25 protein-coding genes and 3 tRNA genes are annotated in these 22,565 nt (G+C 34.5%); 17 read left to right on the top strand and 11 right to left on the bottom strand.

The features are described from left to right. Nucleotides 1–2: 2 nt before the first annotated feature. The 6 genes from VG895_02610 to VG895_02585 all read right to left on the bottom strand — a co-directional run bounded on the left by VG895_02610 (nt 3) and on the right by VG895_02585 (nt 3,229). Nucleotides 3–73: transfer RNA gene (locus tag VG895_02610), tRNA-Thr, on the bottom strand. Nucleotides 74–79: 6 nt separating this feature from the next. Beyond that, on the bottom strand, nt 80–601 hold the full coding sequence (gene msrA, locus VG895_02605; GenBank protein HWA51916.1) for a peptide-methionine (S)-S-oxide reductase MsrA: 522 nt from the start codon (nt 599–601) through the stop codon (nt 80–82). 1 nt (nt 602) lies between these two features. Further along, complete coding sequence (locus VG895_02600; protein HWA51915.1) at nt 603–2,387, bottom strand: M3 family oligoendopeptidase; 1,785 nt, start codon at nt 2,385–2,387, stop codon at nt 603–605. A 39-nt stretch (nt 2,388–2,426) separates the two neighbouring features. After that, nucleotides 2,427–2,497, bottom strand: a tRNA-Gly gene (locus VG895_02595). Between the two features lie 18 nt (nt 2,498–2,515). Then, entirely contained in the window at nt 2,516–3,079 is a 564-nt protein-coding gene (locus VG895_02590) for a LysM peptidoglycan-binding domain-containing protein (protein ID HWA51914.1), read from the bottom strand. Between the two features lie 78 nt (nt 3,080–3,157). Beyond that, nucleotides 3,158–3,229, bottom strand: a tRNA-Asp gene (locus VG895_02585). Nucleotides 3,230–3,267: 38 nt separating this feature from the next. Here VG895_02585 and polX point away from each other — a divergent pair. From polX to VG895_02540, 9 genes are all read left to right on the top strand, one after another. Further along, complete coding sequence (gene polX / locus VG895_02580) at nt 3,268–5,037, top strand: DNA polymerase/3'-5' exonuclease PolX (protein HWA51913.1); 1,770 nt, start codon at nt 3,268–3,270, stop codon at nt 5,035–5,037. A gap of 7 nt (nt 5,038–5,044) precedes the next feature. Continuing rightward, the gene (locus tag VG895_02575) at nt 5,045–5,410 is read left to right on the top strand and encodes a hypothetical protein (protein ID HWA51912.1); all 366 of its coding nucleotides are present in this window, start codon (nt 5,045–5,047) and stop codon (nt 5,408–5,410) included. Between the two features lie 67 nt (nt 5,411–5,477). Then, the gene (locus tag VG895_02570; GenBank protein HWA51911.1) at nt 5,478–6,068 is read left to right on the top strand and encodes a LemA family protein; all 591 of its coding nucleotides are present in this window, start codon (nt 5,478–5,480) and stop codon (nt 6,066–6,068) included. A gap of 1 nt (nt 6,069) precedes the next feature. Further along, nucleotides 6,070–7,017: a M48 family metalloprotease gene (locus VG895_02565; GenBank protein ID HWA51910.1), complete on the top strand. Its 948-nt coding sequence runs from the start codon at nt 6,070–6,072 to the stop codon at nt 7,015–7,017. Nucleotides 7,018–7,046: 29 nt separating this feature from the next. Then, nucleotides 7,047–7,367 carry a hypothetical protein gene (locus VG895_02560; GenBank protein ID HWA51909.1) on the top strand — a complete coding sequence of 107 codons (321 nt, stop codon included), beginning with the start codon at nt 7,047–7,049 and terminating at the stop codon, nt 7,365–7,367. Between the two features lie 31 nt (nt 7,368–7,398). Next, nucleotides 7,399–7,803: a heme-binding protein gene (locus VG895_02555; protein HWA51908.1), complete on the top strand. Its 405-nt coding sequence runs from the start codon at nt 7,399–7,401 to the stop codon at nt 7,801–7,803. A gap of 47 nt (nt 7,804–7,850) precedes the next feature. Next, nucleotides 7,851–8,588 carry a Sua5/YciO/YrdC/YwlC family protein gene (locus VG895_02550; protein HWA51907.1) on the top strand — a complete coding sequence of 246 codons (738 nt, stop codon included), beginning with the start codon at nt 7,851–7,853 and terminating at the stop codon, nt 8,586–8,588. A 41-nt stretch (nt 8,589–8,629) separates the two neighbouring features. After that, the gene (locus tag VG895_02545) at nt 8,630–8,824 is read left to right on the top strand and encodes a hypothetical protein (GenBank protein HWA51906.1); all 195 of its coding nucleotides are present in this window, start codon (nt 8,630–8,632) and stop codon (nt 8,822–8,824) included. A gap of 35 nt (nt 8,825–8,859) precedes the next feature. Beyond that, nucleotides 8,860–10,251 carry a GAF domain-containing sensor histidine kinase gene (locus VG895_02540; protein HWA51905.1) on the top strand — a complete coding sequence of 464 codons (1,392 nt, stop codon included), beginning with the start codon at nt 8,860–8,862 and terminating at the stop codon, nt 10,249–10,251. Here the strand turns inward: VG895_02540 and VG895_02535 are convergent. The 3 genes from VG895_02535 to VG895_02525 form a co-directional block, all read right to left on the bottom strand. Beyond that, a complete protein-coding gene (locus tag VG895_02535) occupies nt 10,232–10,600 on the bottom strand; it encodes a response regulator (protein ID HWA51904.1) in 369 nt (122 codons plus the stop codon). The genes VG895_02540 and VG895_02535 overlap by 20 nt on opposite strands. 40 nt (nt 10,601–10,640) lie before the next feature. Further along, nucleotides 10,641–11,345 carry a hypothetical protein gene (locus tag VG895_02530; protein HWA51903.1) on the bottom strand — a complete coding sequence of 235 codons (705 nt, stop codon included), beginning with the start codon at nt 11,343–11,345 and terminating at the stop codon, nt 10,641–10,643. Nucleotides 11,346–11,461: 116 nt separating this feature from the next. After that, nucleotides 11,462–11,782 carry a helix-turn-helix domain-containing protein gene (locus VG895_02525; GenBank protein ID HWA51902.1) on the bottom strand — a complete coding sequence of 107 codons (321 nt, stop codon included), beginning with the start codon at nt 11,780–11,782 and terminating at the stop codon, nt 11,462–11,464. A 56-nt stretch (nt 11,783–11,838) separates the two neighbouring features. Between VG895_02525 and gatC the strand changes: the two genes are divergently transcribed. Genes gatC through VG895_02485 form a run of 8 tightly spaced genes read left to right on the top strand, consistent with a single transcriptional unit; the run spans nt 11,839 to nt 20,763 of the window. Continuing rightward, on the top strand, nt 11,839–12,144 hold the full coding sequence (gene gatC, locus VG895_02520) for an Asp-tRNA(Asn)/Glu-tRNA(Gln) amidotransferase subunit GatC (protein HWA51901.1): 306 nt from the start codon (nt 11,839–11,841) through the stop codon (nt 12,142–12,144). Continuing rightward, nucleotides 12,137–13,513 carry an Asp-tRNA(Asn)/Glu-tRNA(Gln) amidotransferase subunit GatA gene (gene gatA, locus VG895_02515; protein HWA51900.1) on the top strand — a complete coding sequence of 459 codons (1,377 nt, stop codon included), beginning with the start codon at nt 12,137–12,139 and terminating at the stop codon, nt 13,511–13,513. Before gatC ends, gatA begins: the two co-directional genes overlap by 8 nt. Next, nucleotides 13,500–14,729, top strand: a complete 1,230-nt coding sequence (locus VG895_02510) for an MFS transporter (protein ID HWA51899.1) — start codon at nt 13,500–13,502, stop codon at nt 14,727–14,729. Before gatA ends, VG895_02510 begins: the two co-directional genes overlap by 14 nt. Further along, entirely contained in the window at nt 14,716–16,011 is a 1,296-nt protein-coding gene (gene gatB / locus VG895_02505; protein HWA51898.1) for an Asp-tRNA(Asn)/Glu-tRNA(Gln) amidotransferase subunit GatB, read from the top strand. Before VG895_02510 ends, gatB begins: the two co-directional genes overlap by 14 nt. A 22-nt stretch (nt 16,012–16,033) precedes the next feature. Next, nucleotides 16,034–16,435, top strand: coding sequence for a hypothetical protein (locus VG895_02500; protein HWA51897.1), 402 nt, complete (start codon nt 16,034–16,036; stop codon nt 16,433–16,435). Between the two features lie 11 nt (nt 16,436–16,446). Further along, on the top strand, nt 16,447–19,917 hold the full coding sequence (gene dnaE / locus VG895_02495; GenBank protein ID HWA51896.1) for a DNA polymerase III subunit alpha: 3,471 nt from the start codon (nt 16,447–16,449) through the stop codon (nt 19,915–19,917). Nucleotides 19,918–19,941: 24 nt separating this feature from the next. Then, nucleotides 19,942–20,376 carry a 50S ribosomal protein L19 gene (gene rplS, locus VG895_02490; protein HWA51895.1) on the top strand — a complete coding sequence of 145 codons (435 nt, stop codon included), beginning with the start codon at nt 19,942–19,944 and terminating at the stop codon, nt 20,374–20,376. Next, entirely contained in the window at nt 20,377–20,763 is a 387-nt protein-coding gene (locus VG895_02485) for a hypothetical protein (protein ID HWA51894.1), read from the top strand. Here VG895_02485 and VG895_02480 read toward each other — a convergent pair. Further along, complete coding sequence (locus VG895_02480) at nt 20,749–22,164, bottom strand: exonuclease domain-containing protein (protein HWA51893.1); 1,416 nt, start codon at nt 22,162–22,164, stop codon at nt 20,749–20,751. The genes VG895_02485 and VG895_02480 overlap by 15 nt on opposite strands. A 36-nt stretch (nt 22,165–22,200) precedes the next feature. Continuing rightward, nucleotides 22,201–22,560 carry a hypothetical protein gene (locus VG895_02475; protein HWA51892.1) on the bottom strand — a complete coding sequence of 120 codons (360 nt, stop codon included), beginning with the start codon at nt 22,558–22,560 and terminating at the stop codon, nt 22,201–22,203. Nucleotides 22,561–22,565 lie beyond the last annotated feature (5 nt).

Raw genomic sequence — 22,565 nt, 5'->3', positions numbered from 1 at the left:
TGAGCCTCCTGTCAGAATTGAACTGACATTCGCGGTTTACGATACCGCCGTTCTGCCGTTGAACTAAAGAGGCATCGGCCTATTTTAACATGTCAGCAAAATTTTGACGCAGCTTTACGATTTTTGGATCGATGACTAATTTGCAGTAGGCTGCATTTTTGTGATTTTCGTAATAATTTTTATGATAATCTTCTGCTTTATAAAAGTTTTTATATTGTATAAGTTTCGTTGCAATTTTTTTGTCGTAATCTGTTTGAAGTTTGTTTATAATTTTTTCGGATTCGTCTTTTTGTATGTTGTCCAGATAAAAAATTGTTGATTGATATTGTGGCCCAATGTCTGCTCCTTGACCGTCTTCTTGTGTTGGATCGTGAGTTTTCATAAAAACATAAAGCAGGTCTTCGTAAGAAATAATTTTTGGATCAAATTCTATTTTAGCGCTTTCAACATGACCCGTTTTTCCTGAAGAGACTTCTTCGTAACTTGGATTTTTTACATCTCCTCCAGAATATCCTGGAATTACCGAAATTACTCCTTTTAGATTTTTGAAAAGAGCTTCCGTACACCAAAAACATCCTCCACCAAAAACTGCCGTTTCCATATTAATTTATTAATTTTATTAAATCATTGACTTCTTTTTCAATTAGATTCAAACCATTTTTCCAAAAGTCTTTATCTTCAATATTCAACCCAATTATTTTAAGAATGTTTTTAGGGTCTTGAGAGCCGCCTTGTGATAAAGCTTTTTTATAATTTTTTACAAAATCTTTCTTGCCTATTTTGTATAAATTAAATAAAGATAACGCTAACAAATCGCCAAAACAATAGGTAAATACATAAAAATTATAATGATAAAAGTGAAGAATTGGCATCCATAAATTTTCGTGATAATCGGATAAAGTCAGACCTTTACCAAAAGACTTTTGTAAAGTTTTTTGGTAAAGATTTCCGATTTCGTCTATTGTTAGTTCTCCTTTTTCGCGCCTTAATTTGTGAAGTTCGTTTTCAAAAATATAGAAATCGTTTTGGCGAAAAACAGTCGCGAATCCGTTTTGGATTTTAGCTGCAAGTAAATTTACTTTTAATTTTTGCTCTTTTAGATCGTTGAATATTTTTTCAAATACTAAGCTTTCTGCAAAAGTGCTTGCAATTTCTGCAGTTGCTGTTGAGGGATTAAATTCAAGATAATTGTTATTTTTAGATAAATAAGCGTGTATTGCATGACCTAGTTCGTGGGCTAATGTTGTTATATCGTTTAATTTACCTGTGAAATTTACAAAAACCAATGGATGTTTGGAAGGAGTTGCATACATGCAGAATGCTCCTCCTCTTTTTCCATTTTTAACTTCAGCATCGATCCAGTTTTTTTCAAAAAACATTTTTGCAATCTGGTAAAATTCTTCATCGAAATTTTTAAAAGAAGATAAAATTATTTCTTTTGCTTCGTCCCATGAATAAGTTTTTTCATCTATATTGTAAATATTTGAATATCTGTCCCATTCGTAAAGCTGTGATAATTTAAGCAGTTTCTTTTTTAAGAGATAGTATTTTTCGACTAGTTTTTGCCTTTCCAAAATTGCTTTCGACATGTTCTCGACAATTTTTTGGTTTACTTCATAACTAATAAATGTTGCTTCTTGAGGATATTTAAAACCGCGTATTTCATCGGAAATTTTTTTGTCGAGAATTAGAGTGTTTAGAATAAATGAGTAAAGGTTAGAATTTTTGGAAAATGTTTTTGAATAGGAAATTGTGGCATTTTCCCGTAGTTTTCTGTCAGGATTGTTTGACATTATCGATTGGATTTCAGAAATGGTTAGTGTTTTATTTTTGTCTTTTATTTTTAACTCAAATTTCTCAGTTGACTGTGTTTGGTCATAAAGCCTGACAAAAGCTTGAGAAGAAGTTTGAGATTTTTGAGTCATTATTTTTTCCTCGTTTTCTGAAAGAGTAAAAGGTTTCATTATTCGTAATGTAGTTAAAAAATGAGTAAAGTTTTTAATTTTCTTGTCGTTAAGTAATTTTTTGAATAATTTATCGTCTAAATTAATAATTTCCAGCTGATACCAAAGAATATTCGCATTTATCTGTGTTCCAAATTCGCTGGATGATTGATATAAGTTTTTGGAAATATTACTTATGGAATCTGTGGAAAAGATAAGCGATGCATAAATTTCTATAATCGCAGTTTTTTCAATTATATTTTGATAATCTAAAAGCGATTTCAGAAAAAGGGTTGAAGTAATTTTTGGAGAATTTATTTTATTTTTATAGATTTTATTGAAATTTTCTGTGAGGAATAAAATTTCTTTTTTATCTTTTTCTATTTTGGGGTCGGAAACTGAGTTATAAAAATCTGATAAGTTCCAGTTAATTTTATTATTCATATTATGAGCGGGATAAGCAAGCTTGTCTCGCTCCTTCGGAGCGGGATAGGGAAGTCGAATCCCTTTCTCTACCTTGGGAAGGTAGCGTTAAGCCGTTTAACTAATCCCGCGTAAACGAATTATATCAATTAACGCGGTATAGTAAAAACATTTCCGGTGTGAATCATTCTGGGGTTTGTAAGATGATTTGCTTCTGCGATTTGGTGCCACTTTGTGCCGTCTCCATAGGCGCGAATTGCAATGTTCCACAGGTTGTCTCCCTTTACAACTGTGTAGGAATTTTGGGTAATATTGTTGTTTGTTGATGCTGCTTCTTTTGTAATTTGAGGAGTTGGTGTGTTTGTTGGAGTGGGAGTTGCAGAGAAAGTTAATGACGGAATTGTTAGTATTTGGCCTATTTCTATTTGCGACGGGTTTGAAATATTATTTGCATCTGCAATTTGCTTCCAATCGTTTCCGTTTCCTAAAACTTTTTTGGCGATTTTCCACAAACTGTCGCCTTTTGTTACTGTATAAGTTTTGTTTTCATTAGTTGTGTCAGCTGCTTGTTGTGTAATTGAATTTTGGTGGCGAAGATTTGCAATGTATTTTCCTACAAAAATTCCGGCAATTATTAGAATAACGACTCCGAGGACAATGCTTAATTCCTGCTCGTGAAGCTTAATGTATTTTAAAATATTTTTTAGATCCATGTTGACTATCAACTATGGGCAGAAGTTGTTAAAGGAGAATTTAAGATATTATTAATGACTTGTCAATGGGGGATTTTGCGGGATCGATGGGAGTCGAACCCACCTCTACTCCGTGACAGGGAGTTATTCTAGCCGATGAACTACGACCCCGAATGTTTGTATTATATCTTATGTGATATATTAAGTCTATGAAAACTTCAAAAGAAATGACTAATATTGAAATTGCTGAACTACTTCGAGACATTGCTGCTGCGTATGAACTTCAAGATGCGAAAAATAATAAATTTAAGATTATTGCCTATGAGAGAGCAGCGGACTCTGTCGAGCATGCAACAAGCGAACTAAAAGATTTATGGGAAGAAAATAAAATGGATGAAGTGGATGGACTGGGAAAATCTATACAAGAGCATTTGGATGAAATTTTTAGAACAGGACATTCAAAACATTTTGATGAGCTAACAAAAGGTATTCCTGCAATTGTTTTTCAGCTTATGAAAATTCCTGGAATCGGAGTGAAAACAGCGAGTAAATTAGTTATGCAACTGAAAATTAAAAATTTAAGTGATTTAAAAAAAGCTGCGAATGATAATAAAATTGCCGAAATGGAGGGATTTGGAGAGCAGTCACAGGAAAAGATTTTAAAGCAGATTGATGAATTTGAAAAAAAAGAGCCTTCAAGAATGCTTTTGCCGTATGCAATGGAGATTGCTGAGGAAATTATGAATTATATGAAACAAAACAAAAATGTTGAGAGAATTGAGACCCTTGGGTCACTTCGAAGACAAGTCTCTACAATTGGCGATATTGATTTTGCTACAGCTACCAAAAAAGTAGACGACGTGATTGAATATTTCACAAAGTTTCCACGGGCAACAAGAATTATTGAAAAAGGAGAGCGAACTGCGGCGATACTTCTGCCTGGAAATGTTAGAGTCGATATGATTACTTGTGAGCCTCAAGCTTATGGAGCACTGTTACAACATTTCACTGGAGGGAAAAATCATAATGTTGCTCTTCGTGAGTTTTCTTTAAAAAAAGGACTTTCGCTAAGCGATTATGGAATTTACACAAAGCCTGGAGATAAAAATTCTCTTGTGGAAATTGCAAGTGAAAAAGATTTTTATGAAAAATGGCTAAAAATGGACTGGATTCCTCCAGAAATTCGCGAAGATGACGGAGAAATAAAAGCGGCACTAGCGCATAAATTGCCAAAGCTTGTCGAGCTGAAAGATATGAAAGGTGATTTACATATTCATAGCGACTTTGATATTGAAACAAGCCATGATCTGGGAAGTTCTTCTATGAAAACAATTTGTGAAAGAGCAAAAAGTTTGGGGTATGAATACGTTGCTTTTAGTGAGCATAATCCGAGCAAAAGTAAACACAACGCAAATCAGATTATTGAATTATTAAAACGAAAAAGAGAAGCTGTCGACAAATTAAATTCTAGTCTCAAAAATTTTAGGGCATTTAATAGTTTGGAAATTGATATTTTGCCAGATGGAAGTTTGCCAGTTCCTGAAGAAGGTTTAAAAACTTTAGATTTTGCACTGGTTTCTATTCATTCCAGTTTTGATTTGCCTAAAAACAAAATGACTGAGAGAATTTTAAAAGCTTTGAGTTATCCAAAAGTTAAAGTATTTGCACATCCTACAGGAAGGCTTCTTAATCAAAGACCAAGTATTGATGCTGATTGGGATTCAATATTCGGCGAAGCCGTTAAAAGGAATATTTTTATGGAAATAAATTCAGATCCGTCACGTTTGGATCTTCCCGATATTTTAGTGCATGATGCGCTACGAAAAGGAATGAAATTCACAATTGATACAGATACGCATTACGTTGATAGTATGGATAATATGAAATGGGGAATTAGTGTTGCCAGACGAGGCTGGTGCGAGAAAAAAGATATTGTAAATACCAGAAATTTGAAAGAATTTGAAAAATTGATGTTATAATCCTGTTATGTCATTAACTGAATCAGAAAATTTAATAAAGGGATATCGAGAAAATAATATTGTAGTCCCTGATGGAGTGGATGTTGCTAATTATTTAAGTTCACATCCTTTAGTGGTTGAGTATGCCTCTAAGGTGATAGGTGCATGTAGACGGGAGTTTGATTTGAATACTCAGTTGTCGTTAGAGGTATATAGGGATCAGGAGAGTACTGTTACTCAATTGACGCTATATGTCCGTCGACCAAGCTATACAATGGAAATTTATAGAAATTTGGATGAGAGAATTGAAAAAATCGTTTCGCAATACGATGATGAATATCCGCTCGAAAATGGCGAGCTTTTAGTGATGTGCGATTTTAAGCCATCTAGCTAACTTCAGGATTTATTAAGCTTTGTATAGAGTATAATATATTAGTAATGGAAATGAAGGTGATTTATTTATGAATTTATTTTTAATAATTTTACTTGTAATTGTTGTTGGAATTGGGCTTTGGCTGATGAGCACTTACAATTTTTTTGCACAGGCAAAGGTACGTATTAACGCAGCGGTTCAAGAGATTGGAAACCAATTAAAGAGACAAGCTGATTTAATTCCAAATTTGGAAGCTTCCGCAAAAGGATATTTAACTCACGAAAAAGAAGTTTATAAAATGCTTACTGATGCCAGAAAGGCAGTTGCTGGAGCAGTTGGAAGCGGAAACTTACAGAAAATGTCTGATGCTGGAGCTCAGCTTAATGCAGTTTTGCCAAAGCTTTCTATTGCAGTTGAAAGTAATCCTGAGCTTAAAGCTAATACTTTGGTGCAAAATTTGATGGATGAACTTCGAGATACAGCTGATAAAATTATGTATTCAAGAAGACTTTTGATTGATTTGACAGCAGACTTTAATTCAAGGCGAGTAACTTTTCCTACAAACATTATTGCAAACATGATGAATGTCCAAGAAATGAAAGGATTAATTACACCTACTGATGGAGAATTTTTGAACGTAAGTGACGCTGATACACAAACTCCAAAAGTAAGCCTTTGATATGGCAGTAAATAATTTTTACGAAGCAATTTCTGTAAATAAGAGAAAAAGCCTAATTGTTGTGATTGGGTTTGTTCTCTTTGTTGCCCTATTTGTATATATAATTTCGAATGCATTTGCCTATTATTTCGGTTATGAAGTCGGGGGGCTTGGGATTGCAGGGATTGCTCTAATTGTTTCAGGCGTAATGAGCTTTGCTGGATATTATTGGAGCGATAAAGTTGTTCTTACAATGTCCGGGGCGAGGCCTGCTTCAAGGCAGCGTGATTTTGAATTTTATACTGTAGCACAAAATATGGCGATTGCTGCCGGAGTGCCAACTCCAAAATTATATGTAATTGAAGATGATGCGCCAAATGCTTTTGCAACAGGGCGCGATCCAAACCATGCCGCAATTGCTGCGACTCGAGGGCTTCTTGATCGATTAAACCGTACAGAGCTTGAAGGAGTTATTGGACATGAAATGACACATGTACGAAATTATGATACAAGACTTGGGGCTTTAGTTGCAGTTATGGTTGGTTTGGTTGCACTTCTTGGTGACTGGTTTTTGAGAATGAGTATGTTTGGAGGATTTGGAGGAAGACGCCGCAACAATGACAGCGAAAGCGGACAGCTGGGAGCAATATTTTTAATCTTGGGATTTTTATTTGCGCTTTTGTCGCCTATTGTTGCAACATTAATACAACTTGCGATTTCAAGACGAAGAGAATTTATGGCTGATGCTGGGAGTGTTGAGCTGACAAGGCAGCCTTCAGGATTAATTCATGCTCTTGAAAAAATTTCAGTTGTTGATGAACCTTTGAAAGAAGCAAATAAAGCAACCGCACATTTATATATAATTAATCCTTTTAAAGAAGGGCACAAGGCTGTGAGCTGGTTTAGTAATTTATTTAATACCCACCCTCCTATAAAGGATAGAATTGCTGCACTCCAGAAAATGATGTAATTCTTGACACTTGGGCCTATAATATGTATATGAGAAGTCCTGATAGGATAGTTGAAGGTGAACTTGATGCCTATGCGGAAGCGTTTGTTGCATGGTTCTGTGAAAAAATATCCTCACGCAACAGTTTTGATGGTATTACTCTTAAAAAGGGAACTCCTGCTGGGGATGCTGTTTTTATAAACGGAAAAATATATGGATATCTCCGAAAAAGAGGGGAACAATTAGATTTAACAGAAATGAGAAACTTGATATTTAATAGTGCAAGCGACGAAGAAATATCTGACGAAACAATTTGTGAGCAGGTTTTAAAAGTAAAAAAGATAATGTTTTCTTTGAATACTTCAAAATAAAGTGTATAAATAAATACAGGGGGTGATTTTTTTGATAACTCTTGAAAAAGCTAAGAAAGCATTAGAAGCTGCTGAAAATAAAGCAAAAGAATTAAAAGTTGAAGTTTCTATCGCTATTACGGACGATCACGGAGTCTTAATCGCAGGAAGTAAAATGGATGGAGCTTTTTATATAAGTCCAAAATTTGCTTTTGAAAAGGCATTTACATCTGCAAATTTAATGATGCCTACATCAACACTGCTTGCTTATGCGGCAGATAATAAACCATATTTTGGTGTGAATACACTTTTTGGAGGTCAATTAACAGCAATTGCTGGAGGGTTACCGGTTAAAAAAGAAGGGAAAGTGATAGGAGCTGTTGGTGTTGGTGGGTCTGCTGATACATCACAAGATGCAGAATGTGCTAAAGCAGCTGTAGAAGTTTTGGAAAACTAAAATCCTATAATATTGATAATTATTAAGGGAAGAGATATAATTTTAAAATGTCAGATAGTAGAACAGTTGAAAGTTTAGCCACTCCTTTAAAAATAGAACAAGGGAAAGCTCTTCGACTTCAGGCGAATCGACATGGTGATTTAGTAATAGCTGCAAATATAATAAAAAATGGAGGTGTTGGTATAGCTCCGTTTAAAGGACCGTTTGGATTCTTTGGAGATTATGATAACAAGGAAGCAAATGCTCGTGTTATGTATGATATAAAACATAGAGCACCTGGAAAAATTCTTAGTGCTATAATTCGTCCTGATAATTTGCATTCACATGTCGACTTTTCTAAAACTTCTTATACCCAGGAAGATATAAAACATTTTCAAACAAAATTGCATGCATTGGGTGTTAGATTGCCAGCAAAATCAGAAGTTCCAGAACATATGACAGTTGATGGTACTATTATGTCGATTTGGTCAGAATATGACCCAATAAATATTATAATGACTCAATTTCAAAATTTAGGAGGAAGAGCGTTGTTTGGTACCTCTGCAAATGAAAGTCATGAGCCAACGATTATCAAAGTTGAAGATGCGTGGAATAAATTTGGAGATAAGGTTGATTTTATTTTAGAGGAAGATTTATCGTACTTACCTGAAGAAAGAAGGATGTCTACTACTTTAGTTGATTTTACAAAAGATGTGCCTATTCAAATGAGAGCTGGAAATGTTTCAGTGCAAGAGATTAATTCAGTTTTGAGGCAAAGAAATAAACCAGACTTGTTGATTCCTTAAAAGATTATTGATTTATTTAATAGAAAGTATAATACTAGACTATGGTTGAGATAAATCCAAGAGAAATCCAAAAAGAATTTATAGAAGGACACATTAGTTCAAAACCTGAAATTAACAGTTTGGAACCGTTTACAAAAGTTGATGAGTCGGAGATTAAAAAACTAAAAGGTCATATTGATGGAGAACATGAACTTGCAGTAGATTATAGTGTATCAAGCGAAGATCCTCTTGAATAACTTCATTTTTGTTTCTGGTAATGTAATAATGAACTATGTCAATTGTTTTGGTTGTTGTAGTTACTTTTATAGCAACAACTTTATTTGAAGCTATAGTTTTTTACATTCAACATAAACGTTATACTGCAAGTTATAATAAAGAGAAAAAATCTTTTGAAGTAGCTCGAAAAATAGACAATTTGCTTTTACAAAAGACAGATTCGACATCTACTATTCAAAGATTGGCAGATTTTTTGCCAAATGAACTAGACTTTGCTACTGGTGTTATTGCTCTTTATGATGAACCAAAAGGAGTTATAAGAAGAGTTGCAGCTTCAAATACAACTGAGGCAGCCGAGGCAATAAAAGCTCTTAGTATTCCTTTTGCTCAAATTGCAATTCCGGTTGGTGATGAAAATAATTTGATGGCTAAAGCGCTTCGCGAAAGGAAAGAATTTTTTACAACAAATGTTGATGATGTTTTTATTCCAGTTTTGTCAAGTGATGAGTCTGAAAAAATTCAGCAAATAATGTCTACACAGCTTACTATTGTTTATCCAATTTTTATTTCTGATAAGCCGCTAGGAGTTTTTATCGCCAGTTCTAAGAAAAGATACTTATCAGAATACGAGAAAGATATTATTGGGGTTTTTGTTGATGGTGCAGGGATTGCTTTACAAAATTCTCAATTATTTACTTCTCTTGAAACAACAACCAATGATTTGAAAATTGCAAATGAGCGTTTACAAAAAGTTGACGAGATGAAAGATGAATTTATATCAATTGCGAGCCACGATTTGAGGACCCCACTTACTGTTGTTAAGGATTATCTTTACTTAGTTGCTAAGGAATTAAACAACCACGACACTGTTGATGTTGTAGTACAAAATATAAATACTGCGCAGAAGGCGACTGAACATGCAATAAATTTGGTAAATGATATGCTTGACGTGTCAAGAATAGAAGCGGGAAGAATAATGCTTAATATAACTAGTTTTAATTTATTTGATTTAATGGCAGAAATAGTTAATGAATTAAAAATTACAGGACAACCTAAAAAAATAACTTTAGATTTTCAAGCTGATTCTGTTTTGGCAATTAAAGCGGATATTGATCGAACAAGACAAATTATAGTTAATCTTATTAGTAATTCGATTAAATATACGCCAACTGGTGGTTTGGTTAAAGTTTATGCAACAAAAGTTAATAATGAAATACATGTTTCAGTTTCTGACAACGGAATAGGTATTAAAGCAGAGGATTTGTCTAAATTATTCACAAAATTTGGGAGACTTGATAATAGTTTGACAGGTGTCGCTAAAGCTCCTGGGACGGGACTTGGGCTTTATATAACTCGCAAACTTGTTGAGCTTCAAGGAGGAAAAATTTGGGTGGAAAGCGAATATGGAAAAGGAAGTAAATTTATTTTTACACTACCATCTGCTTAACTTTTTCAACTAATTGATCGGGATTTACACTTGTTTTTAGGATTACATATTTTGCACCAAGCTTATCTGCCTCTTTGAAAATTGGCTCCTGGGAAAGATTTGTTAATAAAACTATTGGACCATTGGGATTTTTTGGACCTTGTTTGCTTAATTCCCGAAGAACTGTAATTGCGTCCATTTTCGGAAGCATGACATCAAGAAGAATTAAATTGTAACCGCCATTTCTGATTTTATTTAATCCCTGCTCGCCGTCTTCTGCTGTGTCAACCTGGAAGCTATTTTGCTGGAGAACGCTAGCGTAAAGATTTCTTACATCCGGCTCATCTTCGATGACTAATATTTTTGCCATGAACTCATATTACACTATTTATGGGTTATTTCAAGGGATTTTAATAAGGGCAATTATAACCATCTTTATCTAACCAGACAGATGCGTAGTCTACATAAACTATATTATCAAAATCCGGTTTACTTATATTATCAATGTCTTGGTATATTATGTTTGTATTTTCTGCTCCAGTTGCTGAAGGGTCGAGATTTTGGTAAGTGGTTGTGTCAACTTCAAACGCAGAATTGAAATGATAAAGTCTAGCTCGCCAGTCAAAATCTGCAATTTCATCACTTTGAAGAACGGGGCCTTGTATTATTTTTGTGTCGATATCTTCAATCCAGGCTGCACTACCCAGATAAACATCGGGCCCGGCAATAACTCCAGTAAAAATATTCGGATCTTTTCCTATTCTTGCTGCTTCCAGACCTTTCATGTAATTTGCATAGTCATTATCCATTCGAAGAGTTTTTCCTTTTAGGTTGTAACCTAAACTTAAATGAGTCATTTGATAAGAAGGAAGAGATTTTTCAAAACAACCAAGAAAATCGTAATAACCTTTGTTTATTATTTCGTTTGAAATTTTAAAAATATGATCGCAGGTGGGAACATTAACATAACCATTTTTAAAACATGTGTCTGTATCTTGAGCATTTGTAACCTGAGGAGCAAATGCAAGTGAAAAAGACAAAATAACTATCGGCACAGCTTCTCGTAATTTTTTCACAGGCAATATATCTGACGATTTAATAAATCTTTCGGGCATAAAATAAATTTTGCTTAGAGCCTTATATGGATTCTGAAAAAAGAAGTTTCGTTACTTGATTTAACTTACGTTTTAACCAAAGCCATTATACAAACTGCAAATTTACACTGTCAATATTAAATATTTAATACATAACAGTGCTGTTGATTGGTGATGCTTAAGTTCTCCGGAAGTTTTTTTCTCAAACTGCTTATTCTCATTGAGAGCACAACTAATGGTCTTTTGGGATTAAACCGATCATCTTTTTCATATAAATCATCTAATAATATTCCGTAAGGAATTGTTTTATTTGGATTTTGCGCCAATCTTTCGAAAATAATATCTTCTTGCCACGTTAAATATATTCTTTGATTGTTTAATTTTATAAAGCCCAATATGGGTGTGTATTCACACTCTCCGAGATTAGTGTGTTTGAAAATAGACTGCTCAACTGACATATATGTATATTAATTTACAAATTTACACTGTCAAGCCAATAAGATATTATATAGGCATGGCAAAACTTACTTTGGATGACACAAAAAAAGTTGCTAGCCTTGCTAGACTTCAGCTGACAGATAAAGAAATAGAAAAATTTACAAAACAACTTTCTAAAGTGCTTGACCATATTGATGAACTTAATCAGATTGATACAAAAAACGTAGAGCCAACTTCGCAAACAACCGGACTTGTAAATGTTTTAAGAAACGATGAAATTGATGAAACAAAAGTTTTAACTCAAGATGAGGCATTAAGCGGGACAGAGAATACGATAAATGGATTTTTTGTAGTGCCACAAATACTTAACAAGAATGTTTAAATCCATAAAAGAAACTCAGGAAAAATTATTAAAGAAAGAGTTTACTTGTGTCGAATTGGTCGATAAATATCTTGAAAATATAAATAAAAGAAACAAAGAATTGAATGCGGTTTTAACTATTTCAGAAGAATTAGCCTATAAACAGGCAAAGGAAGATGATAAATTAATTGAAGATCTTGGAGAAGAAGCGTTTAAGCAATTTCCTTTACTTGGAGTAACTGTAATTCATAAAGATCTTTTCTCCACAAAAAATATTAGAACGACTGCTGGAAGCAAAGTTTTGGAGAATTACATTCCAGCTTATAGTGCGACAGTTGTAACAAAAATGGAAAAAGCTGGAGCAATAATGCTTGGCAAAGCAAATCAGGATGCCTGGGCTCATGGATCAAGCGGCGAAAATTCTGATTTTGGTCCGGCAAAAAATCCACATAACAGCGATTATGTGCCAGGAGGATCTTCATCGGGAAGCGCTGCTGCGGTTGCTGCAGAATTTTGTCTTGTTGCAACTGGAACTGACACTGGAGGTTCAATAAGAAACCCTGCGAATTTTTGCGGTGTTGTTGGACTAAAACCGACTTATGGAACTGTTTCAAGATATGGAGTGATTGCGATGGCAAGTTCTCTTGATTGTCCTGGGCCAATTGGAAACTGTGTGGAAGATGTACAAAAAGTTTATGAAATAATAAAGGGAGAAGACGGAATGGATGCGACTGTTAAAAATTTTGATTTAGGAAATCTTGAAAAGAAAAAAATCAAAATTGGAATTCCGAAAGAATATTTTATTGAAGGGCTTGATGAGGAGGTAAAGAAAAGTGTAATGGATGCTAAGAAAGTTTTTGAAGAAACGGGAATTGAATTTGTTGATATCAGTTTGCCTTATACAAAATATGGAATTTCTGCTTATTACATTATTCAGCCAGCAGAAGTTTCGTCAAATTTGGGAAGATATGATGGAATTCGATTTGGAAACGGCCGAGATGCTTTTGGAGATGAAGCAAAAAGGAGGATAATGCTTGGGACTTATGTTTTAAGCGCTGGATATTATGATGCGTATTATTTGAAAGCTCAGAGAGTGCGTACTAAAATAATTCAGGATTTTGACGAAGCTTTTAAGGAAGTTGATGCAATACTTGCTCCGGTTTCTCCAACGCCAGCTTTTAAACTTGGAGAAAAGGCGCACGATCCAATTAAAATGTATTTAGCTGATGTTTTTACTGTGACAGCAAATATTGCTGGGATTCCGGGAATTGCAATTCCTTACGGTAAAACAAAAAATAATTTACCTCTTGGTTTTCAACTTATTGGGCCAAGATTTGGAGAAGGAGAACTTTTTGAATTGGGAAGGAAATTTGAAAATGTTAAAAAGTAAATTATTTAAGAATTACAAATTTACTGCTCTTTGGATTTCCCAAATTCTTTCGCAGCTAACTATAAATATTTTGAGCTTTGTAATTCTAATTCATATTTTTCAGGAGACTGGATCTACAATTGCCACATCACTTCTTTGGATTGCTTATGCGCTTCCTGCAGTTTTATTTGGGCCTTTTGCGGCAGCATGGACTGACCTAATGGAGAAAAGAATTGTACTTATGATTTCTAATTTGCTGCAATCAATTGTTGTTTTTTTATTTGCGATTTTGCTTTATAAAAAATTAATTTATTTATCTTATATCGTTGTTTTTCTTTATTCTCTTTTCAATCAATTTTATGTTCCAGCGGAAGCGGCGACACTGCCTGTTTTAGTTAAAGATGACGATTTGCCTCAGGCCAATTCTTTCTTTTTTATAACTCAACAATCCTCTCTTGTTGTTGGATTTGGAGCTGCAGGATTACTTGATACAGTTTTTGGATTCCGTGCAACTTTGTTTTTAGTATCGCTATGTTTATTTATTGCCTTTGTTGCGGTTACTTTTTTACCGAAATTAAAACCATCAGCAAAGCTTCCAACAACTTTTGAAAAAGGAGTTAAGAAGTTTTTTGATCAAATTGTTGAAGGTTACGAATTTATAAGAAACACAAAATCAGTTTTCTTCCCGTTTTCACTTCTTCTTGGAGTGCAGGTTATTTTGACAGTTATTGTTACAAACTTGCCCCGAATTGCAACGGATATTATGAAGGTATCTGTAAACACTTCAAGCCTCATTGTTATTGTCCCTGCTGGAATTGGAGCGATCATCGCAACACTTTTGATTTCAAAGTTTTTCAAAAAACATATTAAGCGAAAAACCGTTATTTTGTCATCGCTTACTCTTTTTGCAATTTCAATCCTGGTTGTTGCAATATTTATTCCGTTTATCAGTTTGATGTGGGTGCGTATTGCAGTTGCTGCAATTTTCTTTGTGGTTGCGGGAATGGGAGCTGTCGGAACTTTAGTTCCATCTATTACTTATTTGCAAGAAGAAACACCAAAAGATTTATTGGGAAGAGTCTTTGGAAATTTCTGGTTTCTGACAACTCTTGCCACAGTTATTCCAGTTCTTTTTTCAGCTACAATTACTGATTTACTGGGAGTAAGAGTTTTAGTTATATTACTTGGACTTATTTGTATTGGAGTCGTTTATTTATTTAGATATGAAAAACTTTAAAACTGTTATTGGACTTGAGGTCCATGTGGAGCTTGCGACAAAATCAAAGATGTTTTGCTCTTGCTCTGCAGATCATTTTGGAAAGGCGCCGAATACGCAAGTTTGCCCTGTTTGTTTGGGGCTTCCTGGAGCATTGCCATTTGCAAATGTGAACGCAATCCATTCTGTCGTTAAGTTTGGGTTAGCATTAAATTGTAAAATAAATAATTTTTCAAAACTGGATCGCAAACATTATTTTTATCCTGATTTACCAAAGGCCTATCAGATTTCTCAATATGATTTACCTCTTGCCTATGAAGGAGAAGTAAATGGAATTAAAATTCGCAGGGTTCATATTGAAGAAGATACCGCAAAGCTTCAACATACTGATGGAAAAAGTTTGGTAGATTTTAATCGCTCAAGTGTTCCCCTTATGGAAATGGTGACTGAACCAGATTTTGATTCTGTCGATAAAGTAGTTGAGTTTTTGAAGGAAATACAGCGAATTGTTAGATATTTAGGCATATCTACTGCTGATATGGAAAAAGGGAGTATGAGACTTGAAGCGAATGTCTCTTTGAAAAAACCAGGGCAAATTGAATTGCCAAATTACAAAGTAGAGCTTAAAAATATAAATAGTTTTGGATTTCTGAAAAAAGCAGTCGAAGCAGAATTAAAAAGACAGCAGGAAATTTTGGAAAATGGCGAAACTCCAGGGCAGGAAACAAGAGGATTTGATGAAAGAACCGGGAAAACAGTTTTGCAGCGAAAGAAAGAAGAAGCAAATGACTATAGATATTTTCCAGAGCCGGATATTCCGCCAATCACTTTTACTAAAGATGTTATTGATGTCTTGGAACAACAAATACCTGAACTTCCAAATCAAAAAAGGAAAAGATATAAAGAAGAGTTTGGATTGAGTGAAACTTATATTGAAGTGCTAGTAGATGATCGCGATCGTGCTTTGTATTTTGAAAGAGCAATTAAAGAAAAATTAGATGGCATAATGCCGAAAGACGTTGCAGGACTTATGGTAAATACAAATTTGGATAAAGAGTTTGAAGAACCGGCTCTGATGATGAAGAAAGTTTATGAATTATTGAAGAAAGATTATGCAAGTGACGAGGAAACTAAAAATGTAGTAGAAAATGTAATGAAAAATAATTCAAAAGCAGTGCAGGATTTCCAAAGCGGAAACGGAAATGTTATTGGATTTTTGATTGGACAAGTGCAGAAAGAATTGAAAGGAAAAGGAGAACCAAAATTAGTACAACAGCTTCTAAGAGACTTATTGACTAAATAAAAAGAATTGATATATTAGTTTTATGGTAGAAGCATTACAAGTTACAGATGAGATTAAAAGAATACGGGGTCTTCATAATTATAATTTGGTTGATGAATTAAAAAAGGGAGAAAGTCCCGAAAAAGTGATGGATCATGTTGGTGAAATTCAAAGAAGATATCAATTGATGAAAGATATAAATGAAGATCTTGTAAAATTTGAAGTAAGTACAGATTTATCTGAAATTGGAAAAATTCAATTTAAAATTTTAGATATGTTAAAAAGAGAAACGGGAATTAGAGATGTTACAACAAATATGTTATCTGATGAGTTTAAAACCCCTGGGAGCTATAATTTTGTGACAGCATTTTGGGGATTAATTCGTGAAAATAAAATTAAACATGATAAGGATTATATTGTTCGATTAATAGATGAAGTGTCGTGATAAAATGATTCATGGCCAATAAGTTTGTACATTTGCATCTTCATACTGAATATTCGCTTCTTGATGGATTAAGTAAAATTTCAAAATTACTTACTCGCGTCAAAGAAATGGAAATGGATACTGTAGCTATTACAGACCACGGGACAATGTACGGCGCAATTGAATTTTATAAAAAAGCAAAGGCGGAAAATGTCAAACCAATTATTGGAGTCGAAGCTTATACGGTTCTTCATGATCACAAGGAAAGGCCAGAAAAAGAAAGGTTTAATTACAATCATTTGCTTCTTCTTGCCAAAGACGAAGAGGGATATAAAAATTTGATGAAAATTACTTCAATTGCTCATCTGGAAGGCTATTATTACAGGCCAAGAATCCAGAGAGAACTTATTGAGAAATATTCTAAGGGAATTATTTGTACTTCAGCTTGCGTAAACGGAGAAATTGCAAGAGCTTTTATTGAAGAAGATCCAAAGCGAGCAAAGGAAACTGCGACCTGGTTTCAACAAGTGTTTGGTGATGACTATTATTTGGAAATTCAGCGACACGAATATGACAAACATGTTGAAACTGCGCCCGATGAAATGAAAGCAGAGCTTCGTGAGCAATCAAGAATTGAAAAACTGGTAAATGAAAATGTGGTGAAACTTTCTCGCGAAATGGGAATACCATTAATTGCTACAAATGATGCACATTATATAAATAAGGAAGATGCTAATGCTCAGGATGTTTTGGTTTGTGTAGCAACAGGAAAGAAAGTCACAGAGACAAAACGAATAAGAATGGTTGACGCGCCAACTTATTATGCAAGGCCTTATGAGGAAATGGCTGCGCTTTTTCCAGATTACCCAGATGCACTTGAAAATACAGTCAAAATTGCAGAGAAATGTAATTTGGAAATTTCTACTTTTGGAAAATGGTTTTTCCCAAAATTTCCTCTTCCAAATGACGAAGATTCAGGTGAATATCTAAAAAGAATTGCAAATGAAAAATTAAAAGAAAAATTTGGGGAACCAACAAAAGAACTTCAGGAAAGATTAGATCACGAGCTTGGGATTATTAATACAAAAGGTTATGCACCTTATTTTTTGATTGATATGGACCTTGCAGCGTGGACTCGTTCGCAAGGAATTATTACAAATACAAGAGGATCGGCAGCTGGAAGTTTGACTTCGTTTGTTTTAGGGATCACAACAGTAAACCCTGTGAAATATTATTTGCCTTTTGAAAGATTTTTAAATCCTTATAGACCTTCGCCGCCTGATATTGATTTTGATGTTGCAGACGATAAACGTGATCAAATTATTGGATATATTTCGCAGAAATATGGAGCTGATAAAGTTGCGCAGGTTTGTACTTTTGGAAGAATGCTTGCTCGGGCTGCAGTGCGCGATGTTGCAAGAGTTTTGGGCTATGAATACGCTGTGGGGGACCGTATTTCCAAAATGATTCCACCTCCAAAACAGGGATTTCCAATTAATATAGATAAAGCATTAACAGTTAACCCTGAGCTTAAAAACCTTTATGATACTGATCCTGATGCGAAAAAAATTATAGATTTAGCCAAACAAGTTGAAGGAAGCGCTCGGCATGTATCAGTCCACGCAGCTGGAGTTGTTGTAGCTCCAACTACAATGACAGATTTTTCACCTGTTCAAAAAGAACGTGATGGAGACAAAATTATAACTCAATATGAAATGCATGCGGCTGAAGATGTTGGGCTTATTAAGTTTGACATGCTTGGTATACGAAACTTATCAATTTTGGGGCTTGCTGTGAAAATTGTTGAAGAAAGACATAAAACAAAAATTGATTTGCATGAAATCCCGATTGAAAACGATCCTCGAGCTAAAAAGACTTTTGATATGCTTGCTGAAGGGGGGACAATGGGAGTTTTTCAGCTTGGAAGCGCTGGAATGACAAAATATATAAAAGAACTGAAACCGAATAAAGTTGAAGACCTTATGGCTATGATTGCGCTATATCGCCCTGGTCCAATCGCTGTTATTCCTGAATATATTGCCCGCAAAAATAATCCAAAACTTATTAGTTATTTGGATCCAAGAATGGAGAAATTTTTGGGGGCCTCTTATGGATTGATTGTCTATCAGGACGATCTTCTTTTTTGTGCACTTGATTTGGCCGGATATACATGGGAAGAAGCGGATAAATTTAGAAAAGCTGTCGGAAAGAAAATTCCAGAAGAAATGGCAGCACAAAAAGAAAAGCTTGTGAACGGAATTATTGCTCATGGGCAAACAAAAGAATTTGCGGAGCATTTATGGCAACTTTTTGAACCCTTTCAGGCTTATGGATTTAATAAAGCACATGCTGCGTCATACGGAATGGTTGTTTACCAAACAGCCTACATGAAAGCAAATTACCCGGTTGAATATATGACTGCGCTTCTGACCTGTGAATCAAACGATAAAGATAAAATAACTGAAGCAATTGGGGAATGCAGACGTATGGGGATAACTGTTTTGCCGCCTGATATTAATAAATCTGATGTTGGATTTACAATTGAAACAACAGCAGACGGAATTGATGCGATACGGTTTGGGCTTTCTGCAATTAAAAATGTGGGGCATGCAGCAGTTGAGGCAATTCTTGAAGCACGAAAGGAAGGAGATTTTGTGAATTTATATGATTTTCTTGAAAGAATTGACGGAAGACGGGTCAATAAAAAAGTTTTGGAAAGCCTTGTTAAAGTTGGGGCAATGAGCATTTTTGGCAAAAGAAATGCAGTTTTCTCGTCTATTGATGAGATAAAAGCAAAGATAAAACCTAAAAAAGCTGCAGCACAGCAAGGTCTTTTTGGAGACGAGATGATAGAAAAAGCTGCGCCAACCAATATTCAGCTTGCTAATGTGGATGAATTTTCTGAAGATGAGATGCAAAGCTTTGAGAAACAACTCTTAGGATTTTCTCTTTCAGCCAAGCCTCTAAATGAAACTATCGGAGAGCTGATGAATTATTCAACACACCGGGCAAATGAATTTAGCCCGGACCATTTTCCAAAAGAACCAATCAAATTTGCTGGAGTAATTAGCGAAGTGAAAGTTGTTGTTACCAAGAAAACTCAAGCCCAAATGGCGTTTGCCAGGGTTGATGATGAAACAGGAAGCGTGCGTGTGGTGATTTTCCCGAAGCTTTATAAAGAAACACAAAAACTTTGGATTGAAGCTACTCCAGTATTACTTAGCGGTAAACTTGATGCACGGGAAGATGAAATTAATATGCTTGTAGATACAATAGATACAAAAGACACGATTAAAAATAAAAAGCAGGAGTTTTTGCTTAAAATCCCTAAAGATACAGATGTTGAAAGATTAAAGGAACTTAAATCTCTACTTTTGCAAAATCCGGGAGGAGATAAGGTAGTATTAATTTTTGAGGGGACAGGACGAAGAGTTGAGCTTAATTTTGGAATTTCCTGGAGCCCGAACTTAATGCGCGAAATTGACAGCCTTCTTGAAGCTTGAGCTTAAATCGTGTAAAATACACCTATGTCATTAACCTTGAAGCACAAGACAACCGAATTTGGCGTTGGAGATGAAGTCCGTATCCGACTTAAAGTCCAAGAAGGAGAAAAAACCAGAAATCAAATTTTTGAGGGAATGGTTATTGGAATAAAGGGAGACGGAGAAAACAAGACTTTTACAGTTCGAAAAATTGCTGAGGGAAATGTTGGCGCTGAAATGATTTTCCCAATAAATACTCCAAGCATAGATGAAATCAAAGTTGTTCGAGTTGGGCATGAAGGAGCACAACACGCTAAGCTTTATTATGTGCGTGAGAAATCAAGAAGAGAAATTGAAAAGATTTATTCAAGAGCAAAGAACAAAAATGTTGCTCCAAAAGCTCCTAAGAAAAAGACAGAAAAGAAAGAAACTAAAAAAGCTTCAGTAAAAAAAGTTGCTTCTAAGAAAGTGAGTAAATAAATGCCAATAGAAGCATTGGTTCGTCTTGAAGATCAACGAGTTGATCCTACAACTTATATTAATTTTTCTCGCCTTTCTAGAGTTGATCATTGGTATCGAAGATTAGCTAGCGAAGCAGCTTTTTATACTGGTACTGCGTTAGGCAATTTACATTCATTCCAAAAAAGTTTAGATGGAGACGAACAGACGGAGGTTACCGGCCGTATAACATTGGAGGTTATAGGTGCTTATAACAAAGGGCTTGCGATGCTTGGTAAAAAGTATGTTGAGGAAGCAAACCAAAGATGTGAATTTGTAATGCAATATAATACAGAGAATCATCGAGAGTTTGGTACAGAATTTATGCAGGAAGTTAAAAGTATTTATGGATCATTAATAAGTGAATAAAGAAATATTTTTCTGATTGTTTGGATTTTCGATATACCTTCTTAAAATTTTATAAGTATCATAATCAAAAATGTAATCTTTTTTTAGATTCTCCAGACTCTCATTTTCGTTTTCAAGACTTCCTAAATAACACCATTTATCTATTACATGTATTGTTTCTTTTTCATAAGATTCTTTTATCATAATTGGCCCGTCAAATTTCCAGCGCTTAACTTTTTTCGCAAAGAATGCATCGTCAAAGCGCATATTATAACGAAGATTTAATTCTTTACCACAACAAGCACCATTACATTGCCCCATTTGTGAATAAAGACATGCACCTTTTCCTTTATCGAGTCCTAATAATCTTGGGCAAAGTTTATTTTCTTTTGCAACTTGATATAAATAATCCTTTAATTGTTTAATTGATCTAAAAGTGCCAAGGATATTTTCTACGGCCGCAGGCCCGCAAGCTTTGCTTATATCTTTTTCATTAAATTTATCTATTGTCGTAACTTCTATAGTGTTATAACCCTTTTTATTTTGAGATTTAACAAGAACCAACATTTTCTTAGATTCGCGAAGCATTCTATTAAATAATGGTTTTTCTTTTTTAATTAAATAAGATTCCAAAAGCATTGCGCTTAAATCTCCAGCTGTTTCTTTATATTCAATTGATTTAATGGTTTGAATAATTTTCATGTCAGTATTACTACCGTAATCATTTGAGAAGTGAGACAAAACTCTGTCGCGGATATTTACGCTTTTGCCAATATAAATTGGTGCGCCATTTTCATCAAAAAATAAATAAACTCCAGGAGACTCAGGAAGATTGTCGACTGTGTCCAGCGAAATATTTTGCGGAAGAGTGGGCTTTTTCATTACAAAATTGATTGCATCGTCTAAAACTTTTGGAGAATTTAATTTTTGAGAGATCTGGAAAAAATCCCATAAAACTTTAGCATCTCCATATGCCCTATGACGGGCATTATTTTTGATTGCAAACTTTTCCTGAATTGCGTCTAGATTGTAGTGAGATAATCCTGGATAAAGCCGCCTGGCAAGCTTTACTGTGCAAAAGTGTTTATTCTTAAAATTAACTCCTAATCTTCTAAATTCATTTCGGACAAAACCATAATCAAAACGGACATTGTGAGCAATAAAAATACTTCCGTCTAAAATTTCCACCAGTTTTTCTTTGATGTCTTCAAAAAGCGGAGCACTTGTTAAACTTATTGAATTAATTCCTGTTATTTCTTCAATATAGGGATCAATATGCATCTCGGGGTTTACTAAACTTTCAAAAGTTTCCGTCAAAATATTATTTTCGACTCGAAGAATGCCGATTTCTATGATTCGGCCTGAAACTGGATTGGTCCCAGTTGTTTCAATATCTACAAAACAAAGCGGATCTTGGGGCATCCATACAAAATAACAAACAAAACTAGATTTAGCAAGCTAATGAATTACGAATGTTTCTCCGTTTGGTAATATTTTGTATAAACTTGCATTAAAATAGAAAAACTTTGGAGCTTCTGCATCTTCTGCAAGCATTCGAAAGAACATTTTATAATTATTGAATGTTTGTTTTCCTGATATTAAACACATTCCATCCTCTGGTCCGTCAACATTCATTACTACGTGATGGGACTGTCCAGTTTCGTTATCATCTAAAATAAAATGAGCATAGACTAATCTTCTGAGATGTTCATTTTCTTCTTGATTTAAATATTCTTTTCCAAATAATTCTTCTAAATGTACGATTAATTGTTGTGTTTTTTCTTGATTCCGTATAAATCTTGGTTCGTACTCAGGCATTTTCT

Source organism: Patescibacteria group bacterium (assembly GCA_035549555.1).
In the GTDB taxonomy this organism is placed as follows: domain Bacteria; phylum Patescibacteriota; class Microgenomatia; order UBA8517; family UBA8517; genus Co84-156.
The sequence above is the reverse complement of the archived record's forward strand: the minus strand, read 5'-3'. Positions and strand labels throughout refer to the sequence as shown.

Coding starts and splice junctions, on each gene's coding strand:
- VG895_02570 (HWA51911.1), top strand. CDS start 5,478: ATGAATTTATTTTTAATAATTTTACTTGTAATTGTTGTTGGAATTGGG.
- VG895_02565 (HWA51910.1), top strand. CDS start 6,070: ATGGCAGTAAATAATTTTTACGAAGCAATTTCTGTAAATAAGAGAAAA.
- gatA (HWA51900.1), top strand. CDS start 12,137: ATGTTTAAATCCATAAAAGAAACTCAGGAAAAATTATTAAAGAAAGAG.
- VG895_02500 (HWA51897.1), top strand. CDS start 16,034: ATGGTAGAAGCATTACAAGTTACAGATGAGATTAAAAGAATACGGGGT.
- VG895_02550 (HWA51907.1), top strand. CDS start 7,851: ATGTCAGATAGTAGAACAGTTGAAAGTTTAGCCACTCCTTTAAAAATA.
- VG895_02475 (HWA51892.1), bottom strand. CDS start 22,560: ATGCCTGAGTACGAACCAAGATTTATACGGAATCAAGAAAAAACACAA.
- gatC (HWA51901.1), top strand. CDS start 11,839: ATGGCAAAACTTACTTTGGATGACACAAAAAAAGTTGCTAGCCTTGCT.
- VG895_02540 (HWA51905.1), top strand. CDS start 8,860: ATGTCAATTGTTTTGGTTGTTGTAGTTACTTTTATAGCAACAACTTTA.
- VG895_02575 (HWA51912.1), top strand. CDS start 5,045: ATGTCATTAACTGAATCAGAAAATTTAATAAAGGGATATCGAGAAAAT.
- VG895_02510 (HWA51899.1), top strand. CDS start 13,500: ATGTTAAAAAGTAAATTATTTAAGAATTACAAATTTACTGCTCTTTGG.
- VG895_02480 (HWA51893.1), bottom strand. CDS start 22,164: ATGCCCCAAGATCCGCTTTGTTTTGTAGATATTGAAACAACTGGGACC.
- dnaE (HWA51896.1), top strand. CDS start 16,447: ATGGCCAATAAGTTTGTACATTTGCATCTTCATACTGAATATTCGCTT.
- rplS (HWA51895.1), top strand. CDS start 19,942: ATGTCATTAACCTTGAAGCACAAGACAACCGAATTTGGCGTTGGAGAT.
- VG895_02485 (HWA51894.1), top strand. CDS start 20,377: ATGCCAATAGAAGCATTGGTTCGTCTTGAAGATCAACGAGTTGATCCT.
- msrA (HWA51916.1), bottom strand. CDS start 601: ATGGAAACGGCAGTTTTTGGTGGAGGATGTTTTTGGTGTACGGAAGCT.
- VG895_02590 (HWA51914.1), bottom strand. CDS start 3,079: ATGGATCTAAAAAATATTTTAAAATACATTAAGCTTCACGAGCAGGAA.
- VG895_02535 (HWA51904.1), bottom strand. CDS start 10,600: ATGGCAAAAATATTAGTCATCGAAGATGAGCCGGATGTAAGAAATCTT.
- VG895_02560 (HWA51909.1), top strand. CDS start 7,047: ATGAGAAGTCCTGATAGGATAGTTGAAGGTGAACTTGATGCCTATGCG.
- VG895_02545 (HWA51906.1), top strand. CDS start 8,630: ATGGTTGAGATAAATCCAAGAGAAATCCAAAAAGAATTTATAGAAGGA.
- VG895_02530 (HWA51903.1), bottom strand. CDS start 11,345: ATGCCCGAAAGATTTATTAAATCGTCAGATATATTGCCTGTGAAAAAA.
- VG895_02600 (HWA51915.1), bottom strand. CDS start 2,387: ATGAATAATAAAATTAACTGGAACTTATCAGATTTTTATAACTCAGTT.
- VG895_02525 (HWA51902.1), bottom strand. CDS start 11,782: ATGTCAGTTGAGCAGTCTATTTTCAAACACACTAATCTCGGAGAGTGT.
- polX (HWA51913.1), top strand. CDS start 3,268: ATGAAAACTTCAAAAGAAATGACTAATATTGAAATTGCTGAACTACTT.
- gatB (HWA51898.1), top strand. CDS start 14,716: ATGAAAAACTTTAAAACTGTTATTGGACTTGAGGTCCATGTGGAGCTT.